Source organism: Aquabacterium sp., from assembly GCF_050725395.1.
GTDB lineage: Bacteria > Pseudomonadota > Gammaproteobacteria > Burkholderiales > Burkholderiaceae_C > Aquabacterium.
In genome coordinates this window covers 42,145-60,567 of the sequence record NZ_JBOHHL010000001.1, presented here as the reverse complement: position 1 = coordinate 60,567, position 18,423 = coordinate 42,145, and the positions used below count along the sequence as shown (strand labels likewise).

19 protein-coding genes are annotated in these 18,423 nt (G+C 64.6%); 9 read left to right on the top strand and 10 right to left on the bottom strand.

Annotated elements, in window-relative coordinates; genetic code table 11:
• Nucleotides 1-83: 83 nt before the first annotated feature.
• The 4 genes from ACREB4_RS00290 (at nt 84) to ACREB4_RS00275 (ending at nt 4,355) form a co-directional block, all read left to right on the top strand.
• Complete coding sequence (locus tag ACREB4_RS00290) at nt 84-785, top strand: PEP-CTERM sorting domain-containing protein (RefSeq protein ID WP_431586178.1); 702 nt, start codon at nt 84-86, stop codon at nt 783-785.
• Between the two features lie 39 nt (nt 786-824).
• Nucleotides 825-1,646, top strand: coding sequence for a PEP-CTERM sorting domain-containing protein (locus ACREB4_RS00285; protein WP_431586177.1), 822 nt, complete (start codon nt 825-827; stop codon nt 1,644-1,646).
• A gap of 113 nt (nt 1,647-1,759) precedes the next feature.
• Complete coding sequence (locus tag ACREB4_RS00280) at nt 1,760-2,542, top strand: hypothetical protein (protein WP_431586176.1); 783 nt, start codon at nt 1,760-1,762, stop codon at nt 2,540-2,542.
• Nucleotides 2,543-2,630: 88 nt separating this feature from the next.
• Nucleotides 2,631-4,355 carry an AMP-binding protein gene (locus ACREB4_RS00275; RefSeq protein WP_431586401.1) on the top strand — a complete coding sequence of 575 codons (1,725 nt, stop codon included), beginning with the start codon at nt 2,631-2,633 and terminating at the stop codon, nt 4,353-4,355.
• Nucleotides 4,356-4,416: 61 nt separating this feature from the next.
• Here the strand turns inward: ACREB4_RS00275 and ACREB4_RS00270 are convergent, their stop codons facing one another.
• Together ACREB4_RS00270 and ACREB4_RS00265 are read right to left on the bottom strand one after the other, a co-directional pair.
• Nucleotides 4,417-5,385, bottom strand: coding sequence for an alpha/beta hydrolase (locus ACREB4_RS00270; RefSeq protein WP_431586175.1), 969 nt, complete (start codon nt 5,383-5,385; stop codon nt 4,417-4,419).
• Nucleotides 5,386-5,388: 3 nt separating this feature from the next.
• Entirely contained in the window at nt 5,389-6,225 is an 837-nt protein-coding gene (locus ACREB4_RS00265; RefSeq protein WP_431586174.1) for an SDR family NAD(P)-dependent oxidoreductase, read from the bottom strand.
• Between the two features lie 398 nt (nt 6,226-6,623).
• Between ACREB4_RS00265 and ACREB4_RS00260 the strand changes: the two genes are divergently transcribed.
• Together ACREB4_RS00260 and ACREB4_RS00255 are read left to right on the top strand one after the other, a co-directional pair.
• The gene (locus tag ACREB4_RS00260) at nt 6,624-7,328 is read left to right on the top strand and encodes a TetR/AcrR family transcriptional regulator (RefSeq protein WP_431586173.1); all 705 of its coding nucleotides are present in this window, start codon (nt 6,624-6,626) and stop codon (nt 7,326-7,328) included.
• Between the two features lie 106 nt (nt 7,329-7,434).
• Nucleotides 7,435-7,836, top strand: coding sequence for a c-type cytochrome (locus ACREB4_RS00255; RefSeq protein ID WP_431586172.1), 402 nt, complete (start codon nt 7,435-7,437; stop codon nt 7,834-7,836).
• Nucleotides 7,837-7,847: 11 nt separating this feature from the next.
• Here the strand turns inward: ACREB4_RS00255 and ACREB4_RS00250 are convergent, their stop codons facing one another.
• From ACREB4_RS00250 to ACREB4_RS00215, 8 genes are all read right to left on the bottom strand, one after another.
• A complete protein-coding gene (locus tag ACREB4_RS00250; RefSeq protein ID WP_431586171.1) occupies nt 7,848-8,780 on the bottom strand; it encodes a hypothetical protein in 933 nt (310 codons plus the stop codon).
• 64 nt (nt 8,781-8,844) lie between these two features.
• Nucleotides 8,845-9,204: a response regulator gene (locus tag ACREB4_RS00245; protein WP_431586170.1), complete on the bottom strand. Its 360-nt coding sequence runs from the start codon at nt 9,202-9,204 to the stop codon at nt 8,845-8,847.
• A gap of 9 nt (nt 9,205-9,213) precedes the next feature.
• Nucleotides 9,214-10,686 (bottom strand): ATPase domain-containing protein, encoded by a 1,473-nt coding sequence (locus ACREB4_RS00240; RefSeq protein ID WP_431586169.1) that lies wholly within the window; start codon nt 10,684-10,686, stop codon nt 9,214-9,216.
• Nucleotides 10,683-11,474: a sensor histidine kinase gene (locus tag ACREB4_RS00235; protein ID WP_431586168.1), complete on the bottom strand. Its 792-nt coding sequence runs from the start codon at nt 11,472-11,474 to the stop codon at nt 10,683-10,685. The genes ACREB4_RS00240 and ACREB4_RS00235 overlap by 4 nt, the downstream gene beginning before the upstream one ends.
• Nucleotides 11,475-11,534: 60 nt before the next feature.
• Nucleotides 11,535-12,524 carry a lipoyl synthase gene (lipA, locus tag ACREB4_RS00230; protein WP_431586167.1) on the bottom strand — a complete coding sequence of 330 codons (990 nt, stop codon included), beginning with the start codon at nt 12,522-12,524 and terminating at the stop codon, nt 11,535-11,537.
• Nucleotides 12,525-12,541: 17 nt separating this feature from the next.
• Nucleotides 12,542-13,222 carry a lipoyl(octanoyl) transferase LipB gene (gene lipB, locus ACREB4_RS00225; RefSeq protein ID WP_431586166.1) on the bottom strand — a complete coding sequence of 227 codons (681 nt, stop codon included), beginning with the start codon at nt 13,220-13,222 and terminating at the stop codon, nt 12,542-12,544.
• Nucleotides 13,222-14,343, bottom strand: coding sequence for a DNA-processing protein DprA (gene dprA / locus ACREB4_RS00220; RefSeq protein ID WP_431586165.1), 1,122 nt, complete (start codon nt 14,341-14,343; stop codon nt 13,222-13,224). The genes lipB and dprA overlap by 1 nt, the downstream gene beginning before the upstream one ends.
• A 39-nt stretch (nt 14,344-14,382) precedes the next feature.
• Nucleotides 14,383-15,552 (bottom strand): LysM peptidoglycan-binding domain-containing protein, encoded by a 1,170-nt coding sequence (locus tag ACREB4_RS00215; RefSeq protein WP_431586164.1) that lies wholly within the window; start codon nt 15,550-15,552, stop codon nt 14,383-14,385.
• A 251-nt stretch (nt 15,553-15,803) separates the two neighbouring features.
• Here ACREB4_RS00215 and def point away from each other — a divergent pair, with 251 nt between their 5' ends.
• The 3 genes from def (at nt 15,804) to htpX (ending at nt 18,403) form a co-directional block, all read left to right on the top strand.
• Nucleotides 15,804-16,313, top strand: coding sequence for a peptide deformylase (gene def, locus ACREB4_RS00210; RefSeq protein WP_431586163.1), 510 nt, complete (start codon nt 15,804-15,806; stop codon nt 16,311-16,313).
• A gap of 14 nt (nt 16,314-16,327) precedes the next feature.
• Entirely contained in the window at nt 16,328-17,278 is a 951-nt protein-coding gene (fmt, locus tag ACREB4_RS00205; protein ID WP_431586162.1) for a methionyl-tRNA formyltransferase, read from the top strand.
• 273 nt (nt 17,279-17,551) lie between these two features.
• Nucleotides 17,552-18,403 carry a zinc metalloprotease HtpX gene (gene htpX, locus ACREB4_RS00200; RefSeq protein WP_431586161.1) on the top strand — a complete coding sequence of 284 codons (852 nt, stop codon included), beginning with the start codon at nt 17,552-17,554 and terminating at the stop codon, nt 18,401-18,403.
• Nucleotides 18,404-18,423 lie beyond the last annotated feature (20 nt).

Genomic DNA, 18,423 nt, shown 5'->3' with positions numbered 1-18,423 from the left:
CCATCGCAGGGGCGGCATTGCTCTGCGTCGCTTCATCGGCCGCGCAGGCCAACACCAGTTCCGCCTCGCTCAAGGTGAGCGACTTGGCGTTCACCGTGATCGATCTGGTGCCTGGCAATGCGCAACTGCCCTCTTACGAGTTGTTCGAAGAGAACGGGAGTTCACAAGTATCGATCTACCGCAAGAGCCTCCAATCGACCACGCAACAGACCACGCCCGGCTTGTTCTCGCCCGTGTCGCTGACGGCCAACGATGGGCCCAACGTCAATGCAAGCGCTTCGTTCACCGCCACTGGGTTTGAAACCACCGTGGCAGGCACGGGGCTCTTTGAAACGGTGGCCGCCAACGCCGCCGTCCCCACGAGCCTCAATCTCATCCGCCTGGCACCGGGCTCGGCCATTTTTTTGTCCGGCCATTATGAAATAGCCCTGACCAGCGATTGCCCCGCCGTCAATACGCCCTGCAAATCGACGGTCCATTTGGATGCCAGAATCTTCGCCCCCTACAATTTTTACGATTACTTCAACCAGTCTTCCTTCCTCAAAGAGCTGTCGATCGACAGCGGCAGCCGAACGCTGGACGGCGTATTCGGCGCCAGCTACGTGAACTTCAGCAACCAGTATGTGGACCTGGGCCTGAGCCTCGGCGGATCTGTGTCGGTCGCCACGGTGCCCGAACCCGCCATGTGGGGGCTGATGGCAGCAGGCGTGCTGGTCGCCGGCATGGCAAGCCGCCGCCAACGCGGCGCCAGGGCCCTGACAGCCCTCGGCCAAACCGCGGCGTGAATTTCACCGACGCCTTCAATCCATTCATCAAGGGACACCATGAACAAAACCATTCAACTGGCGCTGGCGCTGGCCATGGGCGCATCGACGGCCGCACACGCCACGGGCACCGCCGCCATCACTTTCAGCAACCTGAGCATCGCCACCATCGATCTGAACCCTCAGGACAACGTCATCGCCGGCTATGAGGTGCTGAGCGGCGGCTCACCCACGACCGTGAGGGCGGTCACCAGCGAGTCGACCGAGCAGTCGGCGCCTGGCATCTTCACCCCCTTGTCCGCCACGAGTTCGGACACCACCAATGGCAGCACGGCACAGGCGTCGATCGGGGCGTCGGGGTTCTTGGCTTCAGCCAGCGGCCCTGGCGCGTCGGCCCTCGTGGCCAGCAGTGACGACCCCATCGGCAGCTACACGCCCAACATCAGGCTGGCCCCCGGGACGGCCATCCTGGTCACCGGCGATTACCAGATCGAGCTGACCACCGATTGCACCGAGGTGAGCTACTTGTGTCGCTCCTCGGTGGAACTGAGGGCGGACTTCCCAGGGAGCGAATGGAACATCTCGTTCGACGATGTTTCCCCCTATGGCGAATTTGGCAGCTCCACCTCGTTCAACAAGTATTTCGCCAACGAGACCACTGGAACCCAGACTTTCACGGGCTCTGCCGGCGTGACCTACTGGAACTTCAGCAACCATACGCAGGACCTGACGCTGCGCTTCATCGCCGAGGCCGGTGTGCGCGACAACTCTTTGGCCACGTCGATCACCTCGGTGCCGGAACCCATGACCACGTCCTTGATGGTGGCCGGCCTGCTGACGGCCGCCGCGCTGGGCCGCCGCCGCGTTAAGTCACAAGGTTGAGCAGTGCCTTGACGCACGCCCTCAAAGGCCCTTCCCCGGAGGGCCTTTTTTCATGCTTGCCCCCCGGCTCACTTGTTCCTATGCTCGTCCCACTCAACAAACAGGGGCCCCTCATGAAGCGTCTCACCACCTTCACCTTGCTTTTGGCCTGTGCCGGGGCCACCGCGCACGCCGCGGCCGATCTGTCCGCCTCGGTCAAGTTCAGCAACCTGGCGTTTTCCGTCACCGACATCACTCCGGGCGACGGCGTGGGCCCGTTCTACGAACTGCTGCCCAGCGACCACTGGAAATCAGCCACCTCCATCTACCATGACAAGCCACCCTTCTTCGTCAGCGACAACGTCGTGCCTTTCCTGGGCAATGCCTCGGTGAGCCAGGCTTTCGCCGACGGGACCACGGCCCTGGCCCAGGTCACCAGCAATTCGGTCGAAGCCGGGGCCACCGGTGCAAGCGTCACCACCAGCTACCTACTCCAGAGCAGCGGCAACCTCGTCGGTTCGTACTACGCCCCGCTGATCCGGATCGCGCCCGGCACCCGGCTGACTTTCTCGGGCAATGCGGAGCTGCAGGCCAGCGCCACTTGCGCTACCGAATGCTATGCGGTGGCCTTGCTCGATTTCAGCTTCGGCTACTACGGCGAAGAAAGCTCCTACACCAAGACCCTGTTCACCAGCCTGGCCGCCCCGTCCCAATCGTTCACGGCGCCAGTGGGCCTGTCCTATGCCAATAACAGCACCGAAGACCAGTTCCTGGGGCTGGTGGTGCACGCCGACGTCGAACTGTCGAACACCGCGGTGCCCGAACCCGCCAACTGGGCGCTGGCCCTGGGTGGCGGCCTGCTCGCCTTGGTTTTTAGCGCCGCCGCCAGGCCTCGTGAGAACCCCGCACTCGACTGAGGGATGGCAAAAGCCCGGATCTATTGCAAAATGACAGCAGTTGTTTTCAGATTGATCCCGGCTTTTCTCACAGGACAAATTCATGTCGATTGCCAAACCTTGGTTGGACCAGTACGCCGCAGGGGTCCCCGCCACGATCAACCCCGACGAATACACCTCGCTCGTTGACCTGCTGGAAGACGCCTTTGCCAAGCACGCCAAGCGCGACATGGCCGCCTTCATGGATTCGCGATGGACCTTCGCCGAGATCGATGCCCAGTCCAAGGCCCTGGCAGCCTGGCTGCAGTCGCTGAACCTGGCCCAAGGCACGCGTGTGGCCATCATGATGCCCAACGTGCCCCAGTACACCGTGGCCATCGCCGGGGTGCTGCGCGCGGGCTTCGTGGTCGTCAACGTCAACCCGATGTACACGCCCCGTGAACTGGAGCACCAGCTCAAGGACTCCGGCGCCGAAGTCATCATCGTCCTCGAAAACTTCGCCGTGACCCTGCAGGAAGTGGTCGAGCGCACGCCCGTCAAGCACATCGTGCTGAGCGCCATGGGCGACGTCTTCGGTCCCATCAAGGGCCCGCTGGTCACCTTCAACACGCGCCACCTCGAGAAGAATGTGGTGGCCTTCACGCTGCCCGACAACGAGCGCTGCAAGCAAACCACCCTCAAGGCTGCCCTGGCCAAGGGCCGCGCCAGCAAGTACGTGCGCCCGATCATCAAAGGCTCCGACCCTGCCTTCCTGCAGTACACGGGCGGCACCACCGGCGTGTCCAAGGGCGCCACGCTGTCGCAGCGCAATGTCACCGCCAACATCCTCCAGTGCGAGGCCTGGTTCAAGCCCGAGCTCGACAAGGTCGACGGCCAGTTGATCAACGTGGTGGCCCTGCCGCTGTACCACATCTTCGCGCTGACGGTGTGCTTCTTCCTGAGCGCGCGCATGGGCACGATGAACCTGCTGATCGCCAATGCGCGCGACTTGCCCGGCGTCATCAAGACGCTCAAGAAGTACAAGGTCACGCAATTCCCGGCGGTCAACACCTTGTACAACGCGCTGATCGAAGAGCCCGACTTCGCCACCATCGATTTCTCGCGCCTGCGCATGTGCATCGGCGGCGGCATGGCCGTGCAGAAGTCCACGGCCGATGAGTGGAAGCGCATCACCGGCGTGCCCATCGTGGAAGGCTATGGCCTGTCCGAGACCGCGCCCGTGCTGACGGTCAACAAGCTCACCAACACCGACTACAACGCCGCCATCGGCTACCCACTGCCTTCCACCGAGATCGTGCTGCTGAACGACGATGGCCAGGTGCAGCCCACGGGCGAGCCCGGCGAAATCTGCGTGCGCGGTCCACAAGTGATGTCCGGCTACTGGAACCGCCCCGATGAAACCGCCAAGGTCATGACCGCCGATGGTTTCTTCCGCACCGGCGACATCGGCGTGTTCGACGCCCATGGCCAGATCAAGATCGTGGACCGCAAGAAGGACATGATCCTGGTGTCGGGCTTCAATGTGTACCCGAACGAGATCGAGCAGGTGGTGAACCTGCACCCCGGCGTGACCGAATGCGCGGTGGTGGGCGTGCCCGACGAACGTGCCGGCGAGGCCGTGATGCTGTTCGTGGTGCGCAAGGACTACAGCCTGACCGAGAAGGACGTGGCCAACTACTGCAAGGAGCAGTTGACCGGCTACAAGCGCCCCAAGTACGTCGAGTTCCGCGAAGACCTGCCCATGACCAACGTCGGCAAGATCCTGCGCAAGGACCTGCGCGATGAAGCCATCCGCGACATGGCCCTGCGCCAGAAGACCAAGGCCGCGGCCTGAACCGCTGGGCCCAACAAAAAGGCCTCCATGCTGGAGGCCTTTTTTCATGAGGCTCTTCGTCTCAAGAACCCCAGTGCTGCTTCATGAACGCCGCCTGGCGTTGCAGGGCCAGCGTGGCACTGGGCATGATGCCCGCGTGAATCTGGAACACATGCCAGCGTTGCTCGTAGATCTCCAGCTCCACATGGCGGTCAAAGCGCTTGGCCGCGTGCGCGAGCCACACCGAGTCGTCGTGCAGCACCTCGATCTCCCCCACCTGCACCAGCGTGGGCGGCAAGGTGGCCAGGTTCTGGCGCTTGGGGAAGGCCAGCGGGTGGTCGTGCTGCGGGCGGTACCAGGTGAAGCCCTGGTGGCCCCACTCGATGTTGATCATCGGGTCGAGCTTGCGGTACTTCTTGACGCTCTGGCTGTCGAGCTTGGGGTCGAAGGCCGGCGACATCATCACCAGGCACCCGGGCGCCTCGACGCCTTCGAGCTCCAGCGCCTTGGTGACCAGCAAGGTCAGCGTGCCACCGGCCGAATCGCCCGCCACGGCGATGTTCTCGGGCTTGAAGCCGTCTTTCAGCAACTGCTTGTAGCCGGCCACCGAATCGTCGATCTGCGCAGGGAACGGCGCTTCGGGCACGCGCCGATAGTGGATGGCCAGCACCTGCGCGTTCGCGAACTTGGCCAGGCGGCTGGTGATGCTGCGGTGGCTGCGCGGGCTGCCCGCGACGAAGGCGCCGCCGTGCAGGTACAGGATGGCATGCTTGGGCTTGGCGCCCTTGGGCGTGAGGCGCTCGGCCGTCATGTTGCCCACCTTGGTCTTCTCGACCGTGACGCCCGTCGTGCCCGGCATCGCCACCGACAGCATGTGCAGCACGCCGCGCTGCAGTTGTGGTGGCAAGGGCGGCTTCATGATCGACTTGAAGAAAGTCCGCAAAGCGAAGCGCATGGCCCCGGCGGTCACGGTTTCAAGCGCGCCGGGCAGCGGCGGATAGCGGCGGATCACGGCCTCGCCAGCGGCACGGTCTTGGGGCAAGCTCGTCATGGCTCAGCCCATCATCTTCTTGAAGAAGAAGGTCACCAGCGGCTGGTACCAGGAACCGGTCAGGCGCACCAGCTTGTCCAGGAAGACCGCATCGGGGCCGACCAGCACGCGGCGCTTGTTTTTCTCGACCGCGCGGATCATCGTGCGCGCGGCGCTGTTGGCCGTGGTCGTGTTCAGCAGCTTGTCGAAGCGGCGGCGCGCCAGTTCGAGGTCGGTGCCGGGCTTGGCCATCGACGGGTCCAGCTTGGCCGCCTTGGCGATGTTGGTGCGGATGCCGCCCGGGTGCACGCAGGTGGCGCTCACGCCGCAGTTCTCGACGTCCAGTTCTTGCCGCAGCGATTCGGTGAAACCGCGCACCGCGAACTTGCTGGCGTTGTAGGTGCCCTGCGTGGGCTGCGACATCAAACCGAACAGGCTGGAGGTGTTGACGATGTGGCCATCGCCCGACTTCTTCAGGTGCGGCAGGAAGGCTTGCGTGCCCCACACCACGCCCCAGAAGTTGATGCCCATGATCCATTCGAAGTCGGCGGGCTTGACCTTGTCGAGCGTGGCGCCCAGGGCCACGCCGGCGTTGTTGAACACCAGGTTGACCTGGCCGAACTCACTGGCCACCTGGTCGGCCCAGGCGTTGACGGCCTCGCGCTTGGACACGTCCAGCTTGGTGGTCGAGACCTTCACGCCGTGCTTGCGGGCCAGCGCGGCCGTCTCGGCCAGGCCGGTTTCGTTCACATCGGACAGGGCCACGTGGCAGCCACGCTGGGCCAGCTCGACCGCCAACTCACGGCCCATGCCGGAGGCCGCACCGGTGATGGCGGCAACTTTGTTCTTGAAATTTTTCATGGATGGCTTACTTGGCTTTGATGGCGTAGTCGCGCAGGTTGAATGAACTGGTGATGTGGGGTAGCGGAAGCCTCGGCGACCACTCAAGTAGAGGATGCTTCGTCAAAACGCGACGCCACCGCATTGGCGTTGTCGCGAATGTGGGGCAAGATGCCGTACTGCTCTGCACAACGGCGCAGACAGGACCAGGTCTCGGGCTGGAGGGCGAATTGACGCGTCCGATCGGGGTCGGGCTCGAAGGAATGCGAATGAAGGTGCGACTGCACATCGCCGCGCACAGGCCTGAAAAACCCGTGCCAACGATCAGAACACTCGCTCGCTCACTCATGCATCTTGTCTCCGAATCCTGCGGCACTGCACCATTTTGACAATGGTCAACTTCAAAATAGTATTTGACAATGACTGTTTCCAGAACCAGGGTTAACCCCGACGCCCCCTCGACCCCGGGGACCCTCGGCCGTCGTTATGGCGGGGTCGATCCAGAGGAGCGGCAACGCCAGCGCAAGGCCCGTTTGATCGAAGCCGCCTTGGCGGTCTTCGGCGCCAATGGCTACCACCCATCGACCGTGCGCGACGTCTGCAAGGAGGCGCAGCTCACCTCGCGCTACTTTTACGAGTCCTTCGATGGCATGGAAGGCCTGTTCAAGGCCGTGTACGCCACGATCAGCCGCGAGCTGATGCAGCAAACCATCATCGCCCTGGCCCAGTGCCCGCCCGATCCCGAGAAACTGGCCGAGGCCTCGCTGCGCACATTCCTGGAGTTCATCCAGCAAGACCCCCGGCGCGCCCGCGTGGCCTTGATCGACGCCCTGAACGTGGGCGAAGGCATGAACGCCCTGGCCAACAAGGCCAGCCAGGACTACGCCCAACTGGTGGGCACCTTCGTGCACCAGTTTTTCCCCAACATGGCCGAATTGGGCCTGAACTCCACCATCGTGGCCGACGCCCTGGTGGGGGCCAGCAACCGCATCGCCACGCAATGGGTGGCCGAAAAATGCAAGACCCCGCTCAACGAGGTCCTGCACAACAACCTGGCGGTGTTCAAGGCCTGCATCGAATATGCGCGGCGCGGCGCGGGCAAGCAAGTCGTGCCAGCCGCCTGACCCAAAGGGCATTCGCCGCCGAAAACGGCAATATGGCCGCTTCTCCCGGCATCCACTGGGCGGGCATGCGCGTACGGTGTCAGACGAAGCAAACCCGACCACATTCATGAAAACCGCACTGGCCCTTTCGGCCTTGGCCTTGCTGGGATGGCATAGCGCAAGCCACGCAGCCACGCAGATCGATTTGGCACAGGGTCAGGCGCTGTACGAATCGCACTGCATGAAATGCCACGCCATCAGCACGAACCATGTGGGCCCCAGGCACCAAAACGTGGTGGGCCGCCGCGCCGGCTCGGTGGCCGATTTCATGTATTCGGCCGCGCTGAAGAACTCAAACGTGGTCTGGACCGAGGAGATGCTGGACCGCTGGCTCAGGAATCCCGAAGCCTTGATCCCTGGTCAGGAAATGGACGTGCGGGTCAAATCGGCCGAAGAACGCCGCTTGCTGATCCAGTACCTGAAGTCCCAGTCGCTCGCTCCAAACCCCAGCCAAACCGCCCCGCCCTGAACACCCGGGGGTTAGTTCACCTCGGCCTGCGAACTCAGCACGGTGCGCTGGCGCTCGTGCTGCCGCCGCTTGATGTCCAGGAAGGTGTCGCCGTCCATCTCGTGCAACTGCCGGGGGTATTGCTCCATGGAAGCCAGAAAGCGCTTGAGGCGCCGGTCGAAACGCTGGTCGGCGGGCGCGTCCATGGACTGCAGGCAGGCGTCGATGGCCAGGTAGTAGCGCATGGCATTGCGCTCGACCGCGCCGCGCACGCCACCGATGTACACCGGCTTGCCCTGATCGTCCGTCCCGGTCCGGCTGAAGCCGACCTTGGAGCGACCCGCCGTGGCCAGGTAGGCCTTGGTGGCGAGGTGGCCCGCCATGCTCGAGGCGTAGGAATACGAGAGGTGGATGAAGCTGCGGTTGTTGGGCAGTGACACCGCCTCGACCACGAAACGGTAATTGCTGGTGCCCAATGGCCCCTCTGCGGCGCGCAATTGCACCTGAAAATAGTCGGGCGCGCTGGAGGCCAGCGAATAGCTCAGGTTCAAGGGGTAGGCATCTTCTGCCGGTTGTTCAAGCTTCTTGCCGATGGCGACCTTCAACACCGATTGCCCGGTCGGGGGCGATTCGCATTGCTTGGTGTTGGGGTGCAGGATCATCACATCGCACCAGCGGGCTGGATCGCGCAGCGCTTGCTGCACCTTGGTGAAAGGGTGCTCCACCACCGCGTAGACGTCACCCCGCACCTGGCCCGATGACTCGCTCGAATCGATGACCAGGGGCCGGCGGAAGGCATTGCTCTGCAGGGATGGGCCCAGCTGATCGAACTTGGCGCGCAATTCCGGCGCGGACGAACCCGAGGCGGTTTGAGCCTGGGCCCAGAACGGCAGCCCTGTCAGAAGCGCGGCCAGCAACAACGGCGTGGCGCGCCAAAAAGAAAGTGTGGTGATTGAATTCGGCATGATGAGCTCCTTGCACCCATGCCGTGGCAATTGGCTTGCCCACCCCGTCAGAACACGGCTGAAGTTACGCGATCAAGGTCCGGATGGTGTCCAGCGCGTCGTCGATGCTGTAGGGCTTGCGCAGGAAGGCGTCGTACAAAGGAAACCGCTGTGCCACCGAGGCTTCCGGCAAGCTGCTGTTCATCAGGATCTTGATGTGGGCGGTTTGTGGACTGGCGCGCAAGGCATGGCCCATCTCGGCGCCATTCATCACCGGCATCATGAAGTCGAGCACCACCAGATCGGGGCCCACCTCGCGCACCTTGTCCAGACCGTCACGGCCATTGGCGGCGCAGAAAACCCGATACCCCTCATCTTCCAGGATGAGGCTCAGCACTTCCGCATTGCCCAGTTCGTCATCGACGATCAGAATGGTTTTCAACACAAGGTACTGTCAAGCGTCGGGTGGAGGGGAGCCGGAGGCCACTGAGGCGGATGGGATGACATCACCATTGGCCGTGTGGAGACCAGCAATCAGCATTCCCTGGTTGCCGATGTGAAAGGCATGCAGCCCAAGCTCGAACTGGGTATCGCGCATTTTGGTGACCGTCAGCAGGCGCTTGACGTGGCCCTGGTCTTCCACGAAGCGCAGGAAGAACAGGTTGTCCACGAAGCCGGACACCCCATAAGGCAGCGACACCAAGGAGCCGACCACGTCGCGCGTCTCCAGCGTCATCAGCACCGTGGCGCCCCGGCGGCGCAATTCATTGGCCAGGCAAGAGAAGTAGCGGGTGATCCGTTCGGGGTGCACGGCCGACTCGAAGAAGCCGGACAGGCCATCGATCACCACCCGCTTGATGTTCAGCCGCTGCACGGCGTCGAGCAGGCGGTGACCCATCTCGTCGAGCACGTGCTCGCCTTGCGAAGTCCACATCAGGTGCAGGGCGCCGGAGGCTTCGAGCGCATCGATGTTCAGGCCCATCTTGCGGCCTTTGGCACGCAGCCGCCCCGGCGATTCGAAGAAGCCGAACAGCAGGCCCGGCTCCTCGGTCGAGCTGCGCGACAGGAAATGCAAGCCCATGGTGGTCTTGCCCGTGCCGGTGGACCCCACCACCACGCTGGCGCTGCAACCTGGCAACCCGCCGCCTTCGATCATGGCGTCCAGGGTGGCGATGCCCGTGCTCAGCACCCCAGGTTCTTCCTGGGGCTCGGGCGGTTTCGCGAACATCGACTCGATGCGCGGGAAGACCTGCAGGCCGGCGTCGGTGATGCGCAGCGGGTGCTTGCCGCGCAGCGAGGCCGCGCCCCGGAACTTGCGCACCTGGATGGCCCGCTCGGAGCGGGCCTCGTACAGGCGCTCTTCGAGTTCGAGGATGCCGTCGACCATGGTGTGCTCGGCGCTGATGCGCTGGGGCGTGCCGCTGGTCAGCAGGAACACCGTGCAGCCGTGAAAAACGGCGCTGGTCTGCAATTCGTGGATGAACTTCTTGAGGTCCCGGTCGGTGGGGGCGGCTTCGGCCGCGGCCACCAGGCCATCGAGCACCAGCACATTGGCGGCCAGCGAGCGCATTTCCTGGCGCAGCACGGTCATCAGCCCCTTGAGGCCATCGGCTTCGAGCACATTGAAGGCGCTGAGGTAGGACACCCGCTCAGGGATGGCGGTCTCGTCGAAGAAGCTCAGCGTGTGGATGTGCTGCAACATGCGCGAGTGCGACTCGGCCAGCAGGGTGACGTAGACCGCACGACCGCCCTGCTCCGCCTGGTGATAGCACAACTGGTTGGCCAAAATGGTTTTGCCGCTGCCAGGCAGCCCGTGCACGATGTACACGCCCGCCTGGAAAAAGCCGCCGCCCAGCACCTGGTCCAGGCCAGGCACACCACTGGACAGCCGCTGGAGAGTGGTAAGCGTGGAAGAGGGCATGGTCATGTCGTCGCGTTGTGCGCAGGTTGATTCAAAGGGATCCGCAAGGTGAAGGTGCAGCCCTGGCCCGGCGTGCTGGTCAGCGATACGCTGCCTCCCAGCACCTGACTCAGTCGACGCACGATCCACAGGCCCAGGCCGCTGCCAGTACCTCGGCCCGAATTCTCCGCCACGGCGTACTTGTTGAACACGCGCTCCTGATCATTTTTTTCGATGCCTCGGCCGTCATCCGCGATGGCGATCTCGGCCCAGCCTTGCGCGCAGGCCATCGTCACGGTGACATTGGTGCAGGCCGCGTGCTTGAAGGCGTTGAGCATCAGGTTGTCCACGATCTGCTCCAGCACCAGCATGTCCAGCACGGCATGGCAGGGATCGGACGGGCCGTGGAAATGCACCGCGACCTGGCGATACTGGCCTTCGGGCATGAGGCCTTCCAGGATGTTGGCCAGGGCCTGGCCCAGTTCCACCGTCTGGTGCTTGGCCGGAAAAGCCTGGCCCTCGTGGCTCAGCAAATCCAGCAGGACCGTCACGCGGTGCACGTAGCGCTGCAGGTTGGCCTGCACCTTGGTGATGCGGTCCAGGGTGTCGTGGGCCTGTTCCGACTGGGCGCTGAGCCGCGCCACCGACACCATCAGCGACAAGGAGTGCAGCGGGTTGCGCAATTCGTGTCCCACCAGCGCGAGCAGGTCGTCGTGGTCGTCCAGGCGCTGGCGCAAGCGGGCCAGCTCGCCATCCGTGTGCGGAATGGCCAGCGGCAACGCTGGGGGCAAAGGCGGCTGTTGGGGCTGGGTCACGGTGTGTCCATGGGCGAACCAGTGTAGCCCGCCATCAGCCCATCCGCGCCAACCCCATCGTCAAACCCCGGCGTGCGCCGCCTGCTGGTCCGCGTGGTAGCTTGAGCGCACCATGGCACCCACGGCCGCGTGGCTGAAACCCATCTTGCGGGCTTCTTCCTCGAACATCCTGAAGGTGTCGGGGTGCACGTAGCGGCGCACCGGCAAATGGTGCCCGCTGGGCGCCAGGTACTGGCCGATGGTGAGCATGTCGATGTCGTGCGCGCGCATGTCGCGCATCACCTGCAGGATCTCTTCGTCGGTCTCGCCCAGGCCGACCATGATGCCGCTCTTGGTGGGCACGTGCGGCGCGAATTCCTTGAAGCGCTTGAGCAGGTTCAGGCTGTACTGGTAATCAGACCCTGGGCGCGCTTCCTTGTAGAGGCGCGGCGCGGTTTCCAGGTTGTGGTTCATCACGTCGGGCGGCGCCAGCTTGAGGATCTCCAGCGCGCGGTCCATGCGCCCCCGGAAATCGGGCGTCAGGATTTCGATCTGCGTGGCCGGGCTCAATTCGCGCACCTGGCGGATGCATTCCACGAAGTGGGCAGCACCACCGTCGCGCAGGTCGTCGCGGTCCACGCTGGTGATCACCACGTACTTGAGCTTCAAGGCGGCGATGGTCTTGGCCAGGTTGAGCGGTTCGTCCACATCGAGCGGATCGGGACGGCCGTGCCCCACATCGCAAAACGGGCAGCGGCGGGTGCACTTGTCGCCCATGATCATGAAGGTGGCCGTGCCCTTGCCGAAGCATTCGCCGATGTTGGGGCAGGAAGCTTCTTCGCAAACCGTGTGCAGCTTGTGCTCGCGCAGGATCTGCTTGATTTCGTAGAAGCGCGTGCTGGGCGAGCCGGCGCGCACGCGGATCCAGTCGGGCTTTTTCAGCACTTCGCCGATGGGCACCACCTTGATGGGGATGCGGGCCATCTTGGCCTCGGCTTTTTGCTTGATGGTGGGGTCGTACTGCGGGAGGACAACAGCCGGAGACTCGGGGGGCGTGGTTTCGGTGGCCATCCCGCCACTTTAGCCGATCAGGGCGAAAGCCAGGTGTGCAGCTTTTGGCCCAGCAGCGCCGCGGCCTCGTCCCAGGACACCTTCACCCCCAGCGAAGCCAGGTCCACGGTCTTCAAGCCCGTGTAGCCACAGGGGTTGATGCGATCGTAGGGCGACAGGTCCATGGCCACGTTCAGCGCCACGCCGTGGTAAGTGCAATGCCGGCTGACCTTGATGCCCAGCGCGGCGACCTTGCCCAGGCCCTTGAAGGGATCACGCGGGTCGGCGGGCTCGGTCAGGGCGGCATGGCCGGCCGGATCGGCCAGGCGAACATAGATGCCCGGCGCGCCCGCCACGCGGTGCCCCGTCACGCCCAAGGCCTCCAGCGCCTTGATGATGGCCTGCTCCAGGCGGAACACGTATTCCTTGACGTAGATGCCCTGGCGGCGCAGATCGACCAGCGGGTAGCCGACCACCTGGCCAGGCCCGTGGTAGGTCACCTGCCCGCCCCGGTTGGTTTGCACCACCGGGATGTGGTCGGGCCCTGGCGGGTTGAACAAGACATGGCCGGCCTGGCCCGCCAGGCCCTGCGTGAACACGGGCGGGTGTTCGCACAACCAGAGTTCGTCGGGGGTGTCGGGGGTGCGGGCCTCGGTGAAGGCCTGCATGGCCTGGGCCGTGGGTGCGTAATCGACCCGGCCCAGTGTTTGGCGCAGCATCAGCCCATCCCCACGCGCTGGAACAAGGCCCCCGGCAGGCGCGCCACGTGGCCCGCCATTTCCAGTTCGAGCAGGCGCGCGCCCAGGTCGGCCGGGCCCATGCCGGTGCGCGCCGACAAGGCATCCTGGCCCACCGGGTCGTGGCCCATGGCGCTCAGCACCAGGTCTTCCTGGCCATCACCTTCGGCATCGTCGCCATGCTCATCCTGGTGGATGGCGGGCGCATTGCTCGACCAGCGCATTTCTTCCAGCACATCCTGCGCGGTTTCCACCAGTTTGGCACCCTGCTTGATCAGCGCATGGCAACCCCGTGCCTGAGGCGCATGGATGGAGCCGGGGATGGCCAGCACCTCGCGGCCCATCTCCATGGCCAGGCGCGCCGTGATCAGCGAGCCGGATTGCACCGCCGCCTCGACCACCAGGGTGCCGCGGGTCAGCCCCGCCACGATGCGGTTGCGCTTGGGGAAATTGGCCGACAAAGGCGGCGTGCCCAAGGTGAACTCGCTGACCAGCAGGCCGTCTTGCGCGATGCGGTGCGCCAGATCATGGTGGGCCTTGGGGTAGACGCGGTCCAGGCCCGTGCCGACCACGGCAATGGTGCCACCCAGCGCCCCCGCCAAGGCCCCTTCGTGCGCCGCCCCGTCGATGCCCAAGGCCAAGCCCGAGACCACGGTGATGCCCGCCTGGCTCAAGGCCTTCGCAAACGCCAGAGCGTTTTCCTTGCCTTGCGCGGAAGGGTTGCGGCTGCCCACGATGGCCACGCTGGGCGACGACAACAAAGCCACCCTGCCCTGCGCGAACAACAGCAAGGGTGGGTCGGCGGTTTCCAGCAGCGCAGCCGGGTAACGCGTGTCGCCCAAGGTGATCAGGGCGCGGTCCTGCCCGGCCGGGGCGCCTGCCAACCAGGCCACAGTGGCGTCCAGTTGATCGGCCAGGTCGGCGGGCAACTTCAGGAGCTCGTTGGTTTCCCGCGTGGGCAACACGCTCAGCAGCGTTTCCCGGGGGGCCGTGAACACCGCCTGGGGCGAGCCCAGGGCGGCCAGCAGGCGCCGGGCTGACGCCGGGCCCACACGTGGCGTCAGCAACAGCCTCAGCCACGCGCCAATTTCGTCGCGGTCCATGTCTCGTCTCGGATCTCTCAGGCCATCGTCACCAGCCCATCAGGGCTGGGTGAACTTGTCCCCAGGCTTGACGGGCTCCTGCACATTGAGGATCAAGGCATAGGACATGCGGTCGAAGGTGCGGAACACGAACAGCAGGCCGTGGCGCTCGTCGGGCAGCTTGATCTGGGGCTTGTCGGGCAAGGTCATGTCGCGCACGGTATTGCCCTCGCGCCACAAGGCCAGCACGTGGCCGCGTTCCACGCCATCGCGGGTGCCCTTGTTCAAGGACACGATCTGGTTCTGGCCGGCCGTCAAGCTTTCGCCGTAGATGGACACGATCTGGCCGCTGAGTTCTTGCGTGGGCGCGTGGGGCGCCAGGTTGTCGAACTCGCGCGGGGGCACGGGGGCCAGGCGGTCGCCGATCATGCCTTCCTGGCGCAGGATGCTGGTGGTGAAGGTAGAAGGGATGACCATGGGCTTGCCGTCGGCGCCCGTGCCTTCCACGCCTTCGCGGACCAGGTTCATGGTGCCCACGTAGGCGGCCTCGAAGCCCAGCACTTCCTTGGTGGTGGGATCGCGCAGGGGCTTGGGCTGGCGGAACAAACGGAACTCGCGGCGGCCACCCAATTCGCCACGCACATAGGCGGTTTCGCCACGCGACAGCATGACCCGGCCCTCTTGCGTGGCCACCACGCGCGGCGCCCGCAGCAATTCCTGGCTGGTGTCGAAGATCACCGCTTCATTGAAGAAGGGCTCGATCAAGTGCAGGGGCACGGCCGTGATCGCGTCTTCCAGCGAGCCTTCACGCACACGGGGCGACAGGCGGGCGTCACCACTGGCCCCCACCGGTTGACCCAGGCGCAGGCGTGCCAGGCCATTGGACTTGTCCAGGTAAAGCACCTGCCCCGGGAAGATCAGGTGCGGGTTGCGGATCTGTTCAAGGTTCATGCCCCACAGCTCGGGCCAGCGCCAAGGGCTTTTGAGGAAGAGCTTGGAGATGTCCCAGAGGGTGTCGCCACGCTTGACGACGTAGGAGTCGGGGGCCGTGGGAGACAATTCGGACAGGGGAACCCCAGCTTGCGCGACCTGCTTGGCCGTGGCCTTTTGCTGCGGGGTGATCGGGAAATTGGGACCGTCGGCGGCGTGCGCGGTGGTGGCCAAAATACCCAGGGACACCGCAACCGACAAGGCCATGGCATGAGCAAGGGGCAGCAATCGCTGGGTCATGAAAACTCTCTCCAATCCACCCGCCGATGAGATCCCTGACAATAAGGATTCCCAATAACCGGCAAAATCTGGTCAATGATCGTTTGATTCTGCCCGGAAAAGACAAGCCGTCGCAACGAAAATTGTCCTCACTTGCCCGCTGATTCTTGCCGGGTGCCTTGGGGTTCGTTGCGCCGCTTCCACATCCGAGCGGGAACACCCTGACGCCATCCGACCCGCCATTTGACCGCCCAGACCCGCTGAGAAGTACCATGGCCCTGCTGCCCATCCTTTGCTACCCCGATGCTCGCCTCCACAAAGTGGCCAAACCCGTGGCCACCGTGGACGACCGCGTCCGCCAGCTGGTCGACGACATGCTCGAGACCATGTACGACGCCAAGGGGGTCGGACTGGCCGCCACGCAGGTGGACGTGCATGAGCGGGTCGTCGTCATCGACACCAGCGAGGAGCGCGATGATCCGCGCGTGCTGATCAACCCAGAGATCATCCGGGCCAGCGACGAGATGATCATCTGGGAAGAAGGCTGCCTGTCGGTGCCGGCCATCTACGACAAGGTGGAACGCCATGCCCAGGTGCGGGTGCGCGCCCTGAACCGCGACGGCCAGTTTTACGAATTCGACGCCGACGAACTGCTGGCGGTGTGCGTGCAGCACGAGCTGGACCACCTGCTGGGCAAGGTGTTCGTGGAATACCTGTCGCCCCTTAAGCGCAACCGCATCAAGACCAAATTGCAGAAACGCGCCAAAGACGGCGACGACTGAACCGGCCGCCACGCATGAAAGTCATTTTCGCGGGCACGCCCGAATTCGCCCGGGAAGCCCTGGCCGCCTTGCACGCCGCCGGTTTCGACATCCCCTTGGTGCTGACCCAGCCCGACCGGCCGGCTGGTCGCGGCATGAAGCTGCAGGCCTCGCCGGTCAAGCAGTTCGCGCTGGAACATGGCATCGCGGTCGCGCAGCCGCCCAGCCTCAAGCTGGATGGCAAGCATGCCGAAGCCGCCCAGGCCGCGCGCGCGACGCTCGAAGCGGTTCAAGCCGACGTGATGGTGGTGGCCGCCTATGGGCTGATCCTTCCGAAGTGGACGCTCACTCTCCCACGATTGGGCTGCCTGAATATCCACGGCTCACTGCTGCCGCGCTGGCGAGGTGCCGCTCCCATTCACCGCGCCATCGAGGCAGGCGATGCGGAGACCGGCATCACCATCATGCAGATGGACGAGGGCCTGGACACGGGCGACATGCTGCTGATGGAACGCGAAGCCATCCGGCCGGATGACACCACCGCCCTGCTGCACGACCGGCTGGCCAGCCTGGGCGGCCGCATGATCGTGGAAGCGTTGAGGCTGGCGGCCAGCGGTGGCCTGAAGCCGGTGCGCCAACCTGAAGCCGGGGTCAACTACGCCCACAAGATCGACAAGGCCGAAGCCGCCATCGACTGGACCCAGTCCGCGAGCCAGATCGCACGGCGCGTGCGCGCCTTCGACCCGTTTCCAGGCACCACCTTCCAGATGAACGGCGAGACCATCAAGCTCTGGACCGCATCGGTCCTGCCGGCCAGTGGCACGCCCGGCCAGGTGCTGCACGCCAGCGGCGACAGCCTGGTGGTGGCCTGCGGTGAACAGGCCCTGGCCCTGCACAGCCTGCAGCGACCCGGCGGCAAACGCGCCACCGCCCGCGAATTCCTGCAGAGCCAGCGCGAACGCTTACCCGCGCAACTGCCGGGCTGAGCGCCGACCGGCCGCCACGCCGCAGGTGGCCAGGCGGGCCAGCAGCAGCGCCATCGTTTCGGGTTCAGGCAGGTGCTGCCGATCAGGATCAGTTCGGCGTTGGCGGAGTGTCCTTCGGTGTCGAAGGCCGTGGCCTTGAACACATTGTTGCCCGCGAAGATCGTGACATCGGGCAGCACGAAAATCCCGACGCCCCTTGAACCTTGCGGCGCCGCCCGCATCTAACCCTGGCCGCCACCATGGCGGCCTCCCGCAAGACCGAAGGACCTCTCCATGTTCAACATCCTGAAAACCGCTGTTCTGATGGCCGCCATCACGGCCTTGTTCATGGCCATTGGCGGGATGGTTGGCGGACGCACCGGCATGATGGTGGCGTTGCTGGTGGCCGTGGGCATGAACTTCTTCAGCTACTGGTTCAGCGACACCATGGTGCTGAAGATGTACAACGCGCGCGAGGTCGATGCCACCACCGCGCCCCGCTTTTACGGCATGGTCCAGGAACTGGCCCAGCGCGCCCAGTTGCCCATGCCGCGCGTTTACCTGATCGACGAGTCGGCCCCCAACGCGTTTGCCACGGGCCGCAACCCGGACAACGCGGCCGTGGCGGCCACCACCGGCATCCTGAACGTGCTGACCGAGCGCGAGTTGCGCGGCGTCATGGCGCACGAGTTGGCCCACGTCAAGCACCGCGACATTTTGATCAGCACCATCAGTGCCACCATGGCCGGTGCCATCTCGATGCTGGCGAACTTTGCGATGTTCTTCGGCGGCCGTGATTCCGAAGGCCGCCCGCACAACCCGATCGCCGGCATCGCCGTGGCCTTGCTGGCGCCCCTGGCCGCCAGCCTGATCCAGATGGCGATCAGCCGCGCCCGCGAATTCGAGGCCGACCGGGGCGGAGCCGAGATCAGCGGCGACCCGCACGCCCTGGCGAGCGCCCTGCAAAAAATCCACCACTACGCGCAAGGCATGCCCATGGCCGCGGCCGAGCAGCATCCTGAGACCGCCCAGATGATGATCATGAACCCGCTGTCGGGGGGCGGTTTGCGCGGCTTGTTCTCCACGCACCCTTCGACCGATGAGCGCGTTCAACGTTTGATGGCGATGGCTCGCGGCGCGGCTTAAGGCCGCCATACCTCGCCAAG